Origin of the sequence: Candidatus Neoehrlichia procyonis str. RAC413 (assembly GCF_000964795.1) — a bacterium.
Lineage (GTDB): Bacteria > Pseudomonadota > Alphaproteobacteria > Rickettsiales > Anaplasmataceae > Neoehrlichia > Neoehrlichia procyonis.
Genome location: NZ_LANX01000001.1, coordinates 518,340 through 535,659 on the forward strand (window position 1 = coordinate 518,340; position 17,320 = coordinate 535,659).

A 17,320-nucleotide genomic window follows, 5' to 3' on the forward strand; every position below is an offset into this window, starting at 1 on the left:
AGTTCTATTTTTGCAAAACAATAATATTTATTAATATATATAGTTTTAGTTTACTAATTATTACACCTCTTGTGTAGATTTTTACATTCATAAATTGCCAATATACTTGAATTTACAGTCTCCATAATATTACAAATAGTTCCTTCTCTAACTGTTAATTCTATACAATTAATAATGGCATCTCAATTAGTAACCCTGCAACATCAAAAACACAAAAGTATTTTTCCATAAAATAGTTTTAAAACACACTCTTAGCTAATACAGCGCTTTATATATTATAATTATCTCTAATTCTTCACATTACTAGCTATAAAATGCTTTTTTATAACCAAAATTCCTAAAAATTTATTAAAGATTATCAAGAATATACTTTTTTGCCTCCAAAGATTTAGGATTGTTAAACATTTCTTCCGTATCATTATGTTCAATAATTTTACCATTATAAAAAAATACTACTTTATCAGAAATTTTACGTGCTTGTTTCATTGAATGTGTAACAATAATAATTGTAAAACTTTTCTTTAGTTCTTTTATTAAACTTTCTATAACACCTGTAGTAACAGGATCAAGAGCAGAGCATGGTTCATCCATTAATAACATTGTAGGCTTTACAGCAATAGCACGTGCAATACATAGACGTTGTTGTTGTCCACCTGATAATTTACAAGCATTATCTTTTAACCTATCGTATAGTTCTTCCCATAGTCCTACACTCCTTAAGCTTTTTTCCACAACCTCATCTAATTTTTTTTTATTTTTTACTAATCTATGAAGCTTTGGTCCATATGCAATATTATCATATATAGACTTTGGAAAAGGGTTTGGTTTTTGAAATACCATACCGACCTTAGCTCTAAGTAGGACAACATTAGTATCACAGGAATATACATCCATACCATCTACACTTATAGATCCACCAATTTTACATCCTTGAATAAAATCATTCATACGATTAAAACATCTTAGAAAAGTTGATTTACCACATCCAGAAGGTCCTATTAAAGCTGTAACTTCTTTTTTATATACGTCTAAGTTTACGTCAAACAAAATTTGTTTATTATCGTACCATAAATTCAAATTTTTTGCTGAAGCATGAATTTTACACATTTTATAACTTGCCCAATTTTAATTCACAGTATTATATCACTTTACGATATTCAAACTCACAATACATCTAACATTGAATATATACCCACTGGCTGATTTACTACCCACAAGGCTGCTTTTACTGCTCCTTGACTAAAAATATTTCTGCTCATTGATCTATGTTTTAACTCTATAATCTCACCATCTCCAATAAACATCATGCTATGATCGCCTGTAGCACTTCCGCCTCTAGATACTGCAAACCCTATACTATTATCTATCCTACCTTCTTTGTCACCATGTATATATTGCTTCATCTTAAAGTCAATTTTTAATCCCTTAGCAGCAGCTTTCCCCATAGCAATAGCAGTCCCTGATGGAGAATCTTTTTTATCTTTATGATGAAGCTCCCATATTTCTACATCATAATCTTTAAGAGCACATGCTGCTTGTTCTATTAACTTTATCAATAAATTTGCCCCTACACTCATATTACTCGACCATAAAAATGGTATATTGCTTACATAATCAATAAAATTCACATTATCTACGCCAGTAGTACCACTAACCATAGGTTTTTTTTTCCTCACTGCTACTTCTATACATCTAATCATAGTATCTCGATTAGTAAACTCAATCACAACATCAGAAACATCAAAGATATCTTCTATAGAATCTGTAATAGTAATACCATAACCACATCCTATAACTTCTCCCATATCAGCACCAACATATGGATTTTCTGTCCGTACAACTCCTCCACTAATTTCAACATTATCATTTTTTGCTAATTCATAAACAATAGCTTTACCCATTTTACCTAAGCACCCAACAACTCCTACCCTAATAGCCATTATGACCTCCTATTTTATTTTAAAGCCTGCAGTAAAGCTTAACTTAGCAAATAATTTATGATATCTCCCATATATTTAATGGAAATAAATACATATTACACTTATCACTTTCACTATATCAATCAACAAACACTTACACTATTATCTCTCAGAATACACACAAAATATTATAAAAAACAATATAACTCTTTACATAAAAATATTTTTTTCCATAAACACAATAATATTATTCTTTAATTCCCACTCAAATATACTGAACAGTACTGTTAAATCATAAATTACTTTCTAAAAGTATGTATCCACAAAACAATATTGTTTACTAATAAATTAATATTGTTAAAGCGCTATATTATCAATAATATATTATATACAATACATAATTTACACTTTACTATTCAATAAATAGATTTCACACTACCTAAACTAGTAAAGTTCAGATACAATTAAATAAGTAAGTTACAGCTACAATTACAAATAATACAACACAAATATTATACAACTTACTGAACACACTGCAATGTTGTAAAGTTCTTTATAAAATATAATGAATACTATACATAAAATATGATATTATTTACCCCACTATTACAATTGATATCAGCTGTGTTTTTCAATAACTATCAAAACTAGATGCCAATTTTATTTAATACACATTAAACAAACTATGTTAACCTATCAAATATTTAGTTATACACCATATAAAAACAACGTAGACAAGTAATACAAGCCATAAGTCATAATATGCTCAATACGTTATGATTGTATTATTAAAAATAAACCGTATATAGTATTAAAAAATAATCACAATCTAAATATGTTGGTCTCCTATTAACCTATATTTACCCTGATAATATAATAAAGGTTTATCATTCGTTAATTTTTCACAATTAATAACTCTACCAACTATAATTTTATGATCTCCCCCTTCATAAACATACTGAGTTGAGCAATATATGTACGATATAATACCACTAATTACAGGAATATTATTAACTATAATATGTTTATAATAATCCCAATTTTGTAAATCTTTTTTTGCAAATACTTGCGATAACGTTTTTTGTTTTTCACTTAATACATTTACAATAAACTCTTGGCATTCACTAAATATTTTAAATCTTGAAGCAGTTTTTTCAATCGAAAATAATATCATCGGTGGATTTAAAGATACAGAATTAAAAGAATTTACTGTAATTCCATGTATATAACCATTACTATCAACTGTAGTTACTACAGTTACACCTGTAACAAACTCACCGACACACAACTTAAAGTTAGCTCTAGAAATACTATCAAACTGCATTGACCTTACAAATCATAAATCACATATTATAATAATTTTAACTTACCAAAACAAATACCAAAAAATAATAATGCTCCAACATATATATTAACTTTAAACATACGCATACATTTTTCCGGATCATCAAAATCTGATTTTTTATACTGGTAATAAAAAATACCCATAATGACAGATATTGCTAAATAAAATATATAATTCAATGACGATATAATACCCATACATATCCACATAGTCACAGTCATTGTATAAAGCTTTCCTATAAAAAACCTAGTATTTTCTCCAAACTTTAATGCTGTAGATCTTAAGCCAATTTCGGCATCATCTCTTTTATCTTGATGTGAATAAATTGTATCATACCCTATTGTCCAAAATATACATCCTATATATAGTAATATAGATTTAAAGCTAAATCTATTGACTACCATAGTACAACCTATCAATACTCCACTATTAAATACAATCCCAAGTATTACCTGGGGATACCAAAAATATCTTTTCCCTAAAGGATACAACACAATAATTATAGCAAAAAAAATGCTAATATAAAAAGTCAGTATATTTGTTAATGATAAAATCATACATGCAATCATTAATAATATAAGCAGAACCTTGATTGCTTGTACAACAGTAAGCGTATTATTTGCTAATGGTCTATTTTTTGTTCTTTCAACACGTGAATCTATATTTTTATCAAAAATATCATTAATTATACAGCCTGCCGGCCTCATAATAAATGCACCTATTGCATTTAAAATACAATAATAAATACCACTAATAAGCCCATTAGATACCAACACAACACTAGAACATGCAGGAAACAGTGCAAGCAAAACAATTTTTGCACTATCTAATCTTAAAAGTGAATAATATGTACGATAATCTATTGTTTTTAACTTATTTATCATCTTAACCCTTTTCACACTAATATAAGCTAACTTACAGTTTTTCTTTCCATGAATATAACACCTCATTATACAAGATATGAATATTATTAATAATTAAGTAGTGCTATATAATAGCATGTACAAAAAGTATATAAAAAATTTTAAAGTAAATGCTACACGCCTAAATTAGGTAATATTATATACAGCTATAATAAAATTATTTAATAATAAACATTATTGAATATAAAAATATTATAATTACCTAATTTAATTAAAATACTATATCACCTTATAACAATACATACTTTTAATTAATGAATGTATTAAAATCCATAATCTTGCATAACCTCATAAGCTAACATAAATATGTTATCTATGTAATAAATATACATCAAATAAATTATTGCACAAAACTGTTGCTATATTATTTCAGTTGTTAAAATACATAATAATTGCAAATCAATAAAACATTTTAGAGCATTATTTCTTTAATAAAGTTACGACATTGTTAAATACTTCACTAAAATATATCAACATAAATCGGCATCACATTGCTATTAACTTCTAAAATTATATAGCAATTTCTGTTTATATGATACTTGACAAATTATTTTATAAAATGATAATTTACTCTAGTAAATACACAGTTTTGTAGGTAAGTTACAATGAAAAGAACCTTTCAGCCAAGTAGGATTGTTCGTAAACGTAGGCATGGTTTTCGTTCTAGAATGTCAACAAAATGGGGAAGGAAAATTTTAAGTCGTCGTCGTATGCAAGGAAGGCGCATTTTATGCGCTTAAAAGGTTTAGTAACATTAAAAAAAAGAAAAGAATTTTTATTTGCACGTAGTCAAGGCATTTCTGCAGGTAAGTTTGGTTTATTTTTACAAGCTGCACAAGAGTTTTACAGTTTATCATGCAATAGTAATATTATACGAGTTGGCTTCACAGTTAGTAAAAAAGTAGGAAATGCTGTTGTTCGTAACAAGATAAAAAGAAGGTTTCGTGCTTTAGCACAAGATATTTTGGTAAAGCATGGGAATAAAAATTTTTACTATATCTTAATAGGAGGTAGCTACGTGTCACAGGTTGATTTTAAAAAACTACATACAGGGTTAATTTTTTGCTTAAAGAAATTAAATTTATATAATCAATAATAAAAGCGGGAGTTAGTTTTGCAGTCACTAAGCTTAATATTATTTATACCATCAACAACATTACTAATATTATTAGGATTGTACTTATCTATAAAATTAAAATGGATACAAATATTTAAGTTACCATTAGCTATTTCATTAATATTTAAAACTAATAATAGCACAAAATTTACTTCCATTGCAGCTTTGTGTACGGTAATAGGAGGTAACTTAGGTGTAGGTAACATATCTGGAACAGCAATTGCAATAAAATCAGGTGGACCAGGATTTATTCTATGGATGATAATAGTAATTGTTATTACATCAATCATAAAATATGTAACTTGCTATCTAAGCATATCAACAAAAGTGCAACAGAAAGGCAAAAATTTCGGAGGTCCATCTGTATATCTACAGCATGCTTTTAAATCACAAAAAACTCCTATAGTTTTTGCCATTATTATGATAATATGCTCAATTACTGTGGGCAATTTAGTACAAGTTAATTCCTTATCAATACCTATGCATCTTATTAAAAAACCTCCTATAAGTATTGGTTTCTTAATGGCAGGGGTATTTTTAACACTTTTAACACTACAATTAAAAAATATCACAAACATTATTTCAAGTGTTGTACCAATAATGACACTATCTTATTTATTACTATCCGCTATAGTATTATATAAATTTAGCTATAATATCATTCCTTCTATTAAATTAATTTTTGAAAATTTTCTTAGTTTTAATAGCCTTAAATTTGGAACTATATCAGCTTTTATTGCAGAAACATTTCACATTATTCAAGTAGGAACATTTCGTAGTATTTTCGCAACTGATATAGGACTAGGTCTTGAAGGAACAGTTCACTCATCTGTTGATAACAATAATCAAGATAAAATTTTTAATGTAGAACAAAGCTTATTAGCATTAATTTCTCCATTTGTTGTAGTAATAGTAACTTTTATAACAACAATGCTATTACTAGTAACAAACGTATGGCACAATACTGATCTTGAAAGTACCAATATGTGTATAGAAGCATTTAAAACAGCCCTACATTCACATTATATAAACTATATATTAACTGCTATTATGTTTTGCTTTTCTGCTACAACTATGTTTACATGGTTTTTCTGTGCAAAGAATACAATTTTATACACTTTTAAAAACAATCAGTCTATAAAATTATGGACAATTTTCTTCATAGCAATTATTCCAATTGGATCAATATGCAAAATACAATTTTTATGGGATATTGCAGACTTAGCAATATCATTAATAATTATCATGAACACTATCGGCATATTAATACTAATTTACAAGTACAAAGATATATTCACAAGTATAAATTACCTACGCCGATTTTCCGATAAAGCTTAACACAATACGGTAATAGTCAATAAATTTATTAAGTGCCTATAACCCTATATTTACTTTAAAAATGTGATTACATACCATATAAAAACTTCTATAATATATAAATATTTTCCGTACATTTACCTTATCAGTATTATTGAACACATTATAACTATGTTATTCTAACTCAACATATACTCTCGTTAATATTTATTAATTGTTTTGACTACTATAAATACTGATAAAACATTGTATTGTAATACTACTTTCTTTTGCACTGTACATTATGTTATAAATTTACTTAATATATCTCTTTCCTATAAACGGTAATAACTCTTTACGAAAGTATAGTACTATGCCATGGTCTATTAGTATATGAATTTTTAACTTCTATATGAAATTTATTAATCCACATATAATGCGCTCCATATTTCTGTAACTCCTTATAGCTAATATATTTAGTACTGCACTGATGAGGATACACAAAATCAGCAATTTGTATTATATAATCTACATTGTTACAGTAATTTAAAACATAACTTACATCATAAGCAATTAAAATTAGCTTTTTAAACTTTCTATAAATGCAACCTTGATTATGCTTACAAAATAACCTTTTATTTTTTCCTATATAATTTTTCTTATACACTTGAACTTGACCATTTTGCTTTGACCATGCCAAACTTACAAAGCTCCTTACATTATGATTCCTAAAAATAGAATATAATTGCCCATCACCTTCTTTAACAACAATGTTATTATTCATAAAAAGAATATCAGGAGTATTGTAACATATACCAATAACAGTACCTAATATAATGAACAATATTCCATAAAACCTAATCTTATTTTTCCATAAACATAAAAACATAATACCACAAGTTACAACAAGAATTGAACTTGATGGAAAACTGTAAAAATTTACCACAAGCCCTTTAATGTGAGATATATAATTTGCTATAAATAATACTATATCTATTGATTTCTCTATAATGTAAGGAATACAAAACTTAAAAGATAATCCGCTCATAAATAAATATAAAATTCCAAACGGTATAATAATAAAGGTTGTTATTGGTATCGCCACAACATTAGCTAGTAATCCTCCTATAGAAAAATAATGGAAATGATAAATCACATATGGAGCACTTGCTATATTTACAATGATAGAACTTAAAAGTATCGATAAAAAATAATTAATAATATTGTTAGACACAACAATTCTATCAAAAATATCACAACTGACTATCAACGAAATAACAGCAATAAATGACATTTGAAAACTTGGAAATAATACAGACTCTGGTCTCAACAACAGTATAAAAAATGCAGCAAATGCAATAGAACACAAACTGTTATGCCTTCTATCTATAATAATTCCAAAAAAAATCAAGCTTACCATCATAAAAGCTCTTTGAGCAGAAACAGGTGCTCCAGCAATTATCAAATATAAAAAACTTGATATGATCCCAGCAACTGATGCTATTTTTTTTATATTAAGCTTCAACGTAATAACTTCTGAAAATGCTAATACATTCCTTACAATCCTAAATAATAACCCAGCAATAAAAGATAAATGTAATCCAGATATAGCAAACAAGTGTGCCAATCCTGCATTTCTAATATCAACCATTATTTCATTTCTAATTCCTAATTTCTTACCAATTAATAAAGCAGCCATTATCTCACAATGATCTTTTTTCAACTTTTTTGACAACCGATAATAGATATTCATTCTTAGTTTTTCAATATAATCAAAAAAATTTAACTTTTTTTGTTGTAAATAAATTTTTACCTTTGAAGTTGTAAAACCTATTGCACTGATATTATTAAAATAAGCTACCTTAGAAAAATCATACCCATATTTTGATGTTGACATAAAAGGCGGATAAAGCACCCCAGAAAAATAAACCTTATCTCCAATTCCTATAACTTCATCCATCTTAGTACGTACCACTAGCCTAATACAACCAACTTTATAATGAATGTTCTCTATGCTACAAAGTAGTAAACGTATATATAATGGCTGATAATCAATTTCTCGAATTTTACCAATAACATTTTTTACATATACCTTTTGCTTAAAAATACTATTAGCAACATAAACAACGCGAAAATATGCTCCAGTAAATCCAAACAACACCATAAACCCTAATATAAATAAGTAATGTTTTAATAATATAAAAATAATCAGCAGTGCTTCTATGGCTACTAAAATAGAAATGAAGTACTTATTTGGCTCATTATTTAAACAAAAATACAATAATATTCCTATACATTGAAATAAAGGTATAAAAACTACACAATTGTCTTTTGCAACAGTAATGCTTTTTACTGTACGATCGAATATGGACTTTATGTTGTATTGCGGTATCATTTGTAATTTTAATATTTAATAATATATTAATATATTAATATATTATTAAATAATCAACTACAAAACACACTGTACATAAATCACAATGTAAATATACTAGTATAAATCATGCTATACAATGTTAGCTATAAGTAACCATACTTTATTACAACATAATATAAAGACTCCCAAGCAAAAATAGCATTTTTATTTTGCCCCCAATATAATAAATCTCTCTTCAAATCAGTTATTACAGTAGATATTTATCATTTAATTATACATCCTAATTAACACACATAATCAATTGATGTATAGATCTGTTACAAAGCCTCCTTTTTTTTGTGCTTTGTATATTTTACAATTAGTTGATAAGGACATTACAAGTAATAAGGCAACATTCATACAATTTCTTTTTTTCACAAAAGCCATGCTTAATACCACGCTTGATACATAAACTTACAGCTTACTCTACTCTATATTTAAGAAGTATACTTATCACAAAAAATCTTTTTTATTATACAAAACTAATAAATGATAATACTAATATTTACATTTATTCAACGTAATAAGACTTCCTTATATCACTTTTTTTATATTAAGCACAATACGCTATAATTTATTCATAATATAATCTTAGAATTCCATTTAACTTACTTTTTACATCATTTATAATATTATTCGATACATCTTTAATTTCTTGTTCTGTTAACGTACAGTATAGCGGTATTAATGTAACTGATAAAGCTATTGAGATCATATCCTCTGGTATTTTTTTTCCTTCATAAATATCAAACACTGTCACATCACTAATTAACTGCTTATTGCTGTCTTTTACGACATCTATTAGCTCTTGCACTTTTAATCCCTTTTTTATCAAAAAAGCAAAATCTCGTTTCACAGCTTGATATCTACTATCTTTAAATTTACTGACCGATTTCTTTACTTTTGGTATTTTATCTAAAAAAATTTCAAAGCAAATCACAGGATATTTTATTTTAAATAAATCAACAAATTCAGGATGAACTTCACCAAAATACCCACAAAATATGCCTTGAAAATATACGCTAGCAGATTTAACAGGATGAAGATATAGTTTATTACAACTTTCAAACACTAGATCACCAAGTTGAATACCTATCTGTGAAAAAATACATAAAACATCAGACTTTATATCAAAAAAATCAAAATATCTAACTGCGCCATATAAATTACGTGGTAAGTTATTTCCGTATCTTAATCCCCCTATTATATAATACTCACCATCTGCGGTATAAATTTTACCTATTTCAAATATAGATAAGCTATCACATCCATAAGATTGGTTATCTGCTGCTACCTGCAATAAATTCGACAAAATAAAAGGCCTCATCAAATTAAAGTTACTATTAATTGGATTATCAATTAACATATCTAATTCTTCATAACCAAACCTTTTTGCAATAGACTTGCTAATGAATGATAACGTTAACACCTCTGATAGCCCTTCTACGGCCATGGCTACACGTAACTTATCATGATCATTACTGCAAAAATTTACATTAGAAATTTTAATAGGTTGTTCTTTTATCTTATCATACCCATATATTCTTAATACTTCTTCTATAAGATCAGAAGAATAATTAATGTCTGACCTCCAAGAAGGAGAAGTAACTATCCAATTATTATTACTATGATCTATACTAAAACCAAGCTTTATCAGTATTTCAAAAATTTTACTTTCTTCAATATCAATATTTCCTACCTGTTTAACAGATTGCGGATTAAAAGTAAAACTTACATCTTCATGTTGATAATTTTGATCTATTACAACATCTGACACTATACCACCACAATGTTCTACTATCATCTGTGTTGCATAATCCAAGCCAAATTTTACTAGATTAGGATCTGTAAATCTTTCAAATCTATAACTTGCATCTGTTGATAATTTTATCTTTTTTGAAGAAAGCGCAATCTCAACTGCATTAAACCATGCTGATTCTAAAAAGATATTTTCTGTCGCCATAGTACATTTACTCAATTCAGAACCTATAATCCCTGCAATTCCATGGACATTATTATTACCATCAGTAACTATTATATTATCTTCACTTAAATCGTAATACTTACCATTAAGAGCATAAAAATTACTAATACTTTTTTCTGCTTTTCTTATAACAATGCTATTACCGTATATTTTATCCGCATTATATACATGTAAAGGTCTATTAAAAGTCAACATCACATAATTTGTTATATCAACAGCACATGAAATGGGATTAATACCAGAAGATATTAAATAATCTTTTAACCATTTCGGACTTTCACAATTTTTAATACCGCTAATACATCTCCCCATAAATATACCTTTAACTTGCATATTTACTGTAATATAAGATTTATTTAAAAACTCTATTTTAGTACTATTAAGGGGTTTTAATCTTCCTAGTTGAACCGCTGATAATTCTCTAGATATTCCATATATTCCTAAACAATCTCCACGATTTGGAGTAACGCTTACTTCTATAACAGGCTCACATAAAAAGAATTTATCCCCAATCTTGTAATCATCAGGTAAATCTATTATTTCTGTACTATTCTCTTCCTCACTAAATAAGTTCAGCTCTTTTTTTGAGCATAACATGCCATAGCTATCTATTCCTCGTAGTGTAATACGATTAACAACATATTGATCTTTAGGAATAATACTACCTATAGGCGCTAGAACTGTTCTCATCCCTGCTTTTACATTAGAAGCACCACAAACTACTTGTATAATTTTTTTTTTATCACTTACCTTACATATTTTTAACTTAAGTGCATTAGGATGCTGATTAACCTCTAGTACCTCAACTACAGTAAAGCATTGCAAGCTTACGTTGCTAATAACACCTGCCTCTAGACCTATGCTATTCAACTTATCTACTATTGCATCTACAGACAAGCCTATATCAAAAAGATCAAGATACTTTAAAAGCCATGATAATGCAAACTTCATGTATATATATAATAAATTCAGTATTAATCTAATTTGTAGTTACTATAGACTTTTCATCCATATCTATAAGTTCTATCACAGCAATAGGTGCACAATCACCCTTACGGAATCCATACTTAATAATTCTAACATAGCCACCATTACGACTTTTATAACGCCCAGCTAAAATATCCATGAGCTTATTCACTATCTCTAAGTTATGAAGTTTAGATACCAAAAGCCTACGTCCATAAACATTATCCTTATATTTATAATTTTTAGCTATAGAAATTAACTTTTCTACATAAGGACGCAAATCTTTAGCTTTTGGAAGAGTAGTAACAATCCTTTCACATTTTAACAAAGATATTGATAAATTTCTCAACATAGATGCCCTATGAGAGCTTGTTCTACAAAATTTCCTATGCTTTACACGATGCTTCATAACTTTTTAACCTAATCTTCACTATATTGTTTACTAAGACTTTCTATCGACTCTGGAGGCCAATTAGGAATTTTCATACCTAAATGCAAATTCATTATTGCTAAAACTTCGTTAATTTCATTTAAAGACTTTTTACCAAAATTCGGAGTTCTAAGCATATCAGATTCAGTCTTTTGCACTAAATCACCTATGTAAGTAATATTATCATTTTTTAGACAATTATAAGACCTTACCGAAAGCTCAAGTTCGTCAACCTTACGCAACAAATTACGATCATAAGGAAGCTTATTATCTTCAACATCAACCTTCTTCTTTGAATCTTCAATATCATCAAAATTAATGAAAGATTGAAACTGATCTTGTAATATTTTAGCAGATAGTGCAACTGCTTCATCTGGCAGAATTGATCCATCAGTTTCCACATACATAATCAACCTATCATAATCCGTAAACTGCCCAATACGGCTATTTTCAACTTTAAAAGAAGCCTTTTTAACAGGACTATACAAAGCATGCGTTGCTATAAAATTGACACCAACCCCACTAATATCCGTTTTATTTATTGATTTACGTTTCATAGCATGAACATACCCTTTTCCACTATTAACGTAAATTTTCATACAAAAATCAATATCTTGATCTAAAGTACAAATTAACAAATCCTTATTGAGTATTTCGCAGTCTGCTGCACCAGATATCATGCTGGCTCTTACTTCACATGGACCTTTAACATTTAAATGCAAAACCTTATGATCTGAAGCAAGTAACTTTACTCTTAACATACTAATATTTAAAATTATATCAGTTACATCTTCTCTGACACCAGATATAGAAGTAAATTCATGAGGTACATTATTTATCTCAACTCCATACACTGCAAACCCACGTAAAGAAGACATCATAACACGCCTTAATGCATTACCTAAAGTTAATGCAAAACCATCTTCTAAAGGCTCAATTACTAACTCAGCTTTATTAACACATTTATCATCACTTACTACTTTAATTGACGAAGGCTTAGTTAGCTTATCCCAATGATCTGAAATAGATACACAACCACCAGTATGAGAATATAAATTATTAACTTTACCAGACCCTAACTCCTTAGTAGAATCATAATCACCTGAAATCACTATAGACCCCTCATTAAAAATTAACTATACCCTACGTCTTTTCGGAAGCTTACATCCATTATGCGGTAATTTTGTAGTATCCTTAATTGATGTAACACTCAAATTGCATGCCTGTACAGCCCTAATTGCTGCTTCCCTACCAGCACCAGGACCAGATACTTGAATTGAAACTGTTTTCATACCATTTTGCTCAACAACCGTACGAACAGCATGCATCACCGTCTCTTGAGCTGCATAAGGAGTTGATTTTTTAGACCCTTTAAAGTTACAAGCTCCTGCAGAAACAGTTACTAAAGCATGACCTTGCTGATCAGTAATTGTTACAATAAGATTATTGTATGTTGCATAAATATGTACTTTCCCAACTACAACACTCCTTTTCTTTTTCTTAACAGAAACCATAATATACCTTATTTACTTCAACCTACTTCTTATTAGCTGCAACTGGTAGACGAGACCTACCCTTACGAGTTTTTGCATTAGTATGCGTCCTTTGACCACGTACAGGCAACCCCTTTCTATGTCTAAGACCCCTATAACATCCTATATCTATTAGGAATTTTATATTCATACTTACTTCTTTTCGTAAGTCACCTTCCACAACATAATTTGCCCTAATAAAATTTCTAACTTTAATTATATCATCATCACATAAATCCATAACTTTAGCATTTTTATCAATACCGCAGCTACTACAAATTTTATCCGCCAACGAATAACCTATACCATATATATATGTTAATGCAATTATTATACGTTTATTTATTGGAATATTAATCCCAGCTATACGCGCCACTTAAATCTCCATTTTACAATAAATGCTTTGTAGTATAACAAACATAAACATTACCGTCAACTAGTTATAAATAATGTATTTTATCTTTTATATCTTGAGAAACTTCATGTATTAACCTATTTGCATCAATTCTTATAACTTTACCTTTGTAATATTCCATAAGCCCGTAAATTTCAGAATTATACTTCTCTATCCTACTTCTAATGATTTCAACATCATCATCAGCTCTACGAATTAGCTCAACACTACCACAATTATTACAAGATTTCTTACCGTTTTCTCTTGTTAAAAAATTTAAATTCAAAACTTGACCACATTTTTTACATAGAACACGTCCTAATAACCTCTTTTCTGCTACATCAACACATAATTCCAATTGAATTACTACGTCAATATCATAAGAAAACATTTTTAAAAAGTCTGTTAAAAAATAAGCTTGTTGTAAATTTCTTGGAAAACCATCCAACAAAAAATCACCCTTTACTTTACTTAAATGACTTAGTAAAACTTCACAAACTAAATTATCATCTACTAACTTACCATTTTTTATAGTACTTTGAATTTCTTTTCCAATCTTTGTATTACCATCAACTTCAATTCGTAATAAATCACCCATAGATACTATAGAAGTATTCTTCAAATAATTACTTAAAATACGAGATTGTGTTCCTTTACCAGAACCAGGAGGACCAAACATAAGTACATTCATTTGATTTTTTTCCATAAATCAGATTTTTTAATTAATGCACTATACCTACCAGAATAAATATGCGTTTGCACCTGTGAAAATGTATCAATAATTACATTTACTATTATTAAAAAGCTTGTTCCACCTAAAGTAAAAGATATTGCATGATAATACCTAAATACTTCAGGTAAAATACAAATCACTGACAAATATATAGAACCCATAACCGTAAGTCTCTTAACTAAATACTCAAAATAGTCACAAGTATTTTTACCCGGCCTTTTCCCTGGAATAAATCCACCATTTTTTTTAAGCATATCTGAAGTCTCTTTTGAATCAAAGACAAACGATGTATAAAAAAACGCAAAAAAAATTATTAATACAGCATAACAAATCACGTATAACAACTTTCCGGATGAAAAATGCATCAAAATAAAATCAGACCATGCAGAGCCTTTATGAAAATTAGCAATAGTAATTGGAGATAACAACAATGCATTAGCAAAAATTGGAGGTATAACACCAGATATGTTAATTTTTAAAGGAATATAAGTAGAATTACCCTTATGTAAGCGATTTTTTATCTGCCTTTTTGGATATTGTACAAGAACTTTCCTATAAGATCTTTCAATAAATATAACCAAAACAAATAAAAGAAAAAACGTTACTAACATTAGTAAAATCATGAAAATTGGAATATTACCATTCTTACCTAATACAAACATTGAAGAAAAAGAACCTGGCAATTCCGATACTATGCCAACAAAAATTATTAATGATATTCCATTACCGATCCCTTTTGAATTGATCTTCTCGCCTATCCATAACAAAAACATAGTTCCACCTAATAAGCTACTAACACCTACTACGCGAAACATAATACCAGGATTAATTACAACAGTTATCGTATCTGTATTCATTTTTTCTAACCCAAGCAAAATTACTAATCCTTGAATTAAACAAAAAACAATCATTAAATATCTTGTATAAGAACTTATTTTTGTTCTTCCTAACTCGCCATCCTGGCGCATTTCATTTAATTTAGGAATCGTAACAGAAAACAACTGCATAATAATTGAGGATATTATATATGGCATAACATTCAATGCAAAAATTGTCATCCTTCCTAGAGCACCACCAGAAAATAAATTAAATATACCTAAAACTCCTACAGAATGCTCATGTACAATACCTTCAATAACACCAGGATTAATACCAGGAATTGGAATGTAAGTCCCTAACCTATACACAATTAAAGCCATTAAAGTAAACCATAGTTTACTCAGTAGTCCATCCTTATTCCATGAATTTGCATCCAGCATAAAATTATCTTTACCTATATATTAAGAAGCAAAACATACTTTGCAGCTGATTTTGATATATAATCGTAACTCATTATTACTTGATTTTTTAATTCGCCTTTACCAAGCACCTTTATCTTATCCTTTACTGAAGATATAACTCCTAAATTATATAATACTTCCTTCGTAATATTTGAAGTATCACTAATCTTTTCCTTATCTATCAATTCTTGCACAGTAAATAAATTTATGATTTTATACTTTAATTTAGACAATGACCTAAATCCTCTTTTAGGTAACCTTGTAAATATAGATTGTTGACCACCTTCAAATCCATTAATCGAAACCCCAGACCTTGCTTTTTGACCCTTATGTCCTCTACCTGAAGTCTTACCTTTTCCACAACCTATACCTCTACCTAAAACCTTTGCTTTCTTCTTTCGAGGTAAACCTGCAAACATGTTATTTAATTTCATAATCAACTACCAACTTTTTATTTTATCTATTTTCAATAACTTCAACTACTTTCCTATTTCTTTTACTTGCTACTTGCTTTGGAGATAGCATATTTTTAAATGCAGTAAAAACTGCATAAACTACATTATGAGGATTTGAAGAACCTATAGATTTAGCTACAACATCTTGCACACCTAAAACTTCAAAAATTAACCTAACAGACCCTCCAGCTATAATCCCTGTTCCTACCTTTGCAGACCTTAACACAACTTTACTAGCACAAAATTTAGCTTTTACGTCATGATGCAAAGTTCTTGATTCCCGCAAATGGACCCTTATCATATTTTTTCTTGCAGCATTAACTGCTTTTGTTTTTGCTTCAGCAACTTCAGCATGCTTGCCCATCCCGCAACCAACCCTGCCATTTTCATCACCAACAACTACTAACACTGAAAAAGAAAACCTACGACCACCTTTTACAACCTTTGCAACTCTCCTAACCGATACTAATAATTCAGAAAAATCATGAGAACTATGCGCATTACGAGATTTCTTAGCAATATCCATAATA

At 28.6% G+C, this 17,320-nt stretch carries 17 protein-coding genes; 3 read left to right on the top strand and 14 right to left on the bottom strand.

Going from position 1 to position 17,320, the window contains the following annotated elements:
* Positions 1-348 precede the first annotated feature (348 nt).
* From pstB to NLO413_RS01825, 4 genes are all read right to left on the bottom strand, one after another.
* The gene (gene pstB / locus NLO413_RS01810) at positions 349-1,107 is read right to left on the bottom strand and encodes a phosphate ABC transporter ATP-binding protein PstB (protein ID WP_045808839.1); all 759 of its coding nucleotides are present in this window, start codon (positions 1,105-1,107) and stop codon (positions 349-351) included.
* Between the two features lie 56 nt (positions 1,108-1,163).
* The gene (dapB, locus tag NLO413_RS01815) at positions 1,164-1,940 is read right to left on the bottom strand and encodes a 4-hydroxy-tetrahydrodipicolinate reductase (RefSeq protein ID WP_045808840.1); all 777 of its coding nucleotides are present in this window, start codon (positions 1,938-1,940) and stop codon (positions 1,164-1,166) included.
* Positions 1,941-2,748: 808 nt separating this feature from the next.
* Positions 2,749-3,243: a flavin reductase family protein gene (locus NLO413_RS01820; protein WP_045808841.1), complete on the bottom strand. Its 495-nt coding sequence runs from the start codon at positions 3,241-3,243 to the stop codon at positions 2,749-2,751.
* A 26-nt stretch (positions 3,244-3,269) separates the two neighbouring features.
* Entirely contained in the window at positions 3,270-4,148 is an 879-nt protein-coding gene (locus tag NLO413_RS01825; protein ID WP_045808842.1) for a 4-hydroxybenzoate octaprenyltransferase, read from the bottom strand.
* A gap of 644 nt (positions 4,149-4,792) precedes the next feature.
* Between NLO413_RS01825 and rpmH the strand changes: the two genes are divergently transcribed.
* The 3 genes from rpmH to NLO413_RS01835 are packed head-to-tail and all read left to right on the top strand — an operon-like array spanning position 4,793 to position 6,642.
* Positions 4,793-4,927 carry a 50S ribosomal protein L34 gene (rpmH, locus tag NLO413_RS04795; protein WP_084229794.1) on the top strand — a complete coding sequence of 45 codons (135 nt, stop codon included), beginning with the start codon at positions 4,793-4,795 and terminating at the stop codon, positions 4,925-4,927.
* Positions 4,918-5,283, top strand: coding sequence for a ribonuclease P protein component (rnpA, locus tag NLO413_RS01830; protein WP_045809352.1), 366 nt, complete (start codon positions 4,918-4,920; stop codon positions 5,281-5,283). The genes rpmH and rnpA overlap by 10 nt, the downstream gene beginning before the upstream one ends.
* 18 nt (positions 5,284-5,301) lie before the next feature.
* Entirely contained in the window at positions 5,302-6,642 is a 1,341-nt protein-coding gene (locus tag NLO413_RS01835; protein WP_045808843.1) for an alanine:cation symporter family protein, read from the top strand.
* A 313-nt stretch (positions 6,643-6,955) separates the two neighbouring features.
* Here NLO413_RS01835 and NLO413_RS01840 read toward each other — a convergent pair whose 3' ends face one another.
* The 10 genes from NLO413_RS01840 to rpsE form a co-directional block, all read right to left on the bottom strand.
* Positions 6,956-8,995, bottom strand: coding sequence for a ComEC/Rec2 family competence protein (locus NLO413_RS01840; protein WP_045808844.1), 2,040 nt, complete (start codon positions 8,993-8,995; stop codon positions 6,956-6,958).
* A gap of 595 nt (positions 8,996-9,590) precedes the next feature.
* Positions 9,591-11,951 carry a phenylalanine--tRNA ligase subunit beta gene (gene pheT, locus NLO413_RS01845; protein WP_045808845.1) on the bottom strand — a complete coding sequence of 787 codons (2,361 nt, stop codon included), beginning with the start codon at positions 11,949-11,951 and terminating at the stop codon, positions 9,591-9,593.
* A 28-nt stretch (positions 11,952-11,979) separates the two neighbouring features.
* On the bottom strand, positions 11,980-12,375 hold the full coding sequence (gene rplQ, locus NLO413_RS01850) for a 50S ribosomal protein L17 (protein ID WP_045808846.1): 396 nt from the start codon (positions 12,373-12,375) through the stop codon (positions 11,980-11,982).
* Between the two features lie 11 nt (positions 12,376-12,386).
* On the bottom strand, positions 12,387-13,505 hold the full coding sequence (locus tag NLO413_RS01855; RefSeq protein ID WP_084229847.1) for a DNA-directed RNA polymerase subunit alpha: 1,119 nt from the start codon (positions 13,503-13,505) through the stop codon (positions 12,387-12,389).
* Between the two features lie 27 nt (positions 13,506-13,532).
* Positions 13,533-13,910, bottom strand: a complete 378-nt coding sequence (gene rpsK, locus NLO413_RS01860; RefSeq protein ID WP_045808847.1) for a 30S ribosomal protein S11 — start codon at positions 13,908-13,910, stop codon at positions 13,533-13,535.
* 22 nt (positions 13,911-13,932) lie between these two features.
* On the bottom strand, positions 13,933-14,304 hold the full coding sequence (rpsM, locus tag NLO413_RS01865; protein ID WP_045808848.1) for a 30S ribosomal protein S13: 372 nt from the start codon (positions 14,302-14,304) through the stop codon (positions 13,933-13,935).
* 64 nt (positions 14,305-14,368) lie between these two features.
* Positions 14,369-15,028, bottom strand: coding sequence for an adenylate kinase family protein (locus NLO413_RS01870; protein ID WP_052690370.1), 660 nt, complete (start codon positions 15,026-15,028; stop codon positions 14,369-14,371).
* Positions 15,010-16,314, bottom strand: coding sequence for a preprotein translocase subunit SecY (gene secY / locus NLO413_RS01875; RefSeq protein WP_045808849.1), 1,305 nt, complete (start codon positions 16,312-16,314; stop codon positions 15,010-15,012). Before secY ends, NLO413_RS01870 begins: the two co-directional genes overlap by 19 nt.
* Before the next feature lie 14 nt (positions 16,315-16,328).
* Positions 16,329-16,769, bottom strand: coding sequence for a 50S ribosomal protein L15 (rplO, locus tag NLO413_RS01880; RefSeq protein WP_045808850.1), 441 nt, complete (start codon positions 16,767-16,769; stop codon positions 16,329-16,331).
* Between the two features lie 22 nt (positions 16,770-16,791).
* Positions 16,792-17,316: a 30S ribosomal protein S5 gene (rpsE, locus tag NLO413_RS01885; protein WP_045808851.1), complete on the bottom strand. Its 525-nt coding sequence runs from the start codon at positions 17,314-17,316 to the stop codon at positions 16,792-16,794.
* Positions 17,317-17,320 lie beyond the last annotated feature (4 nt).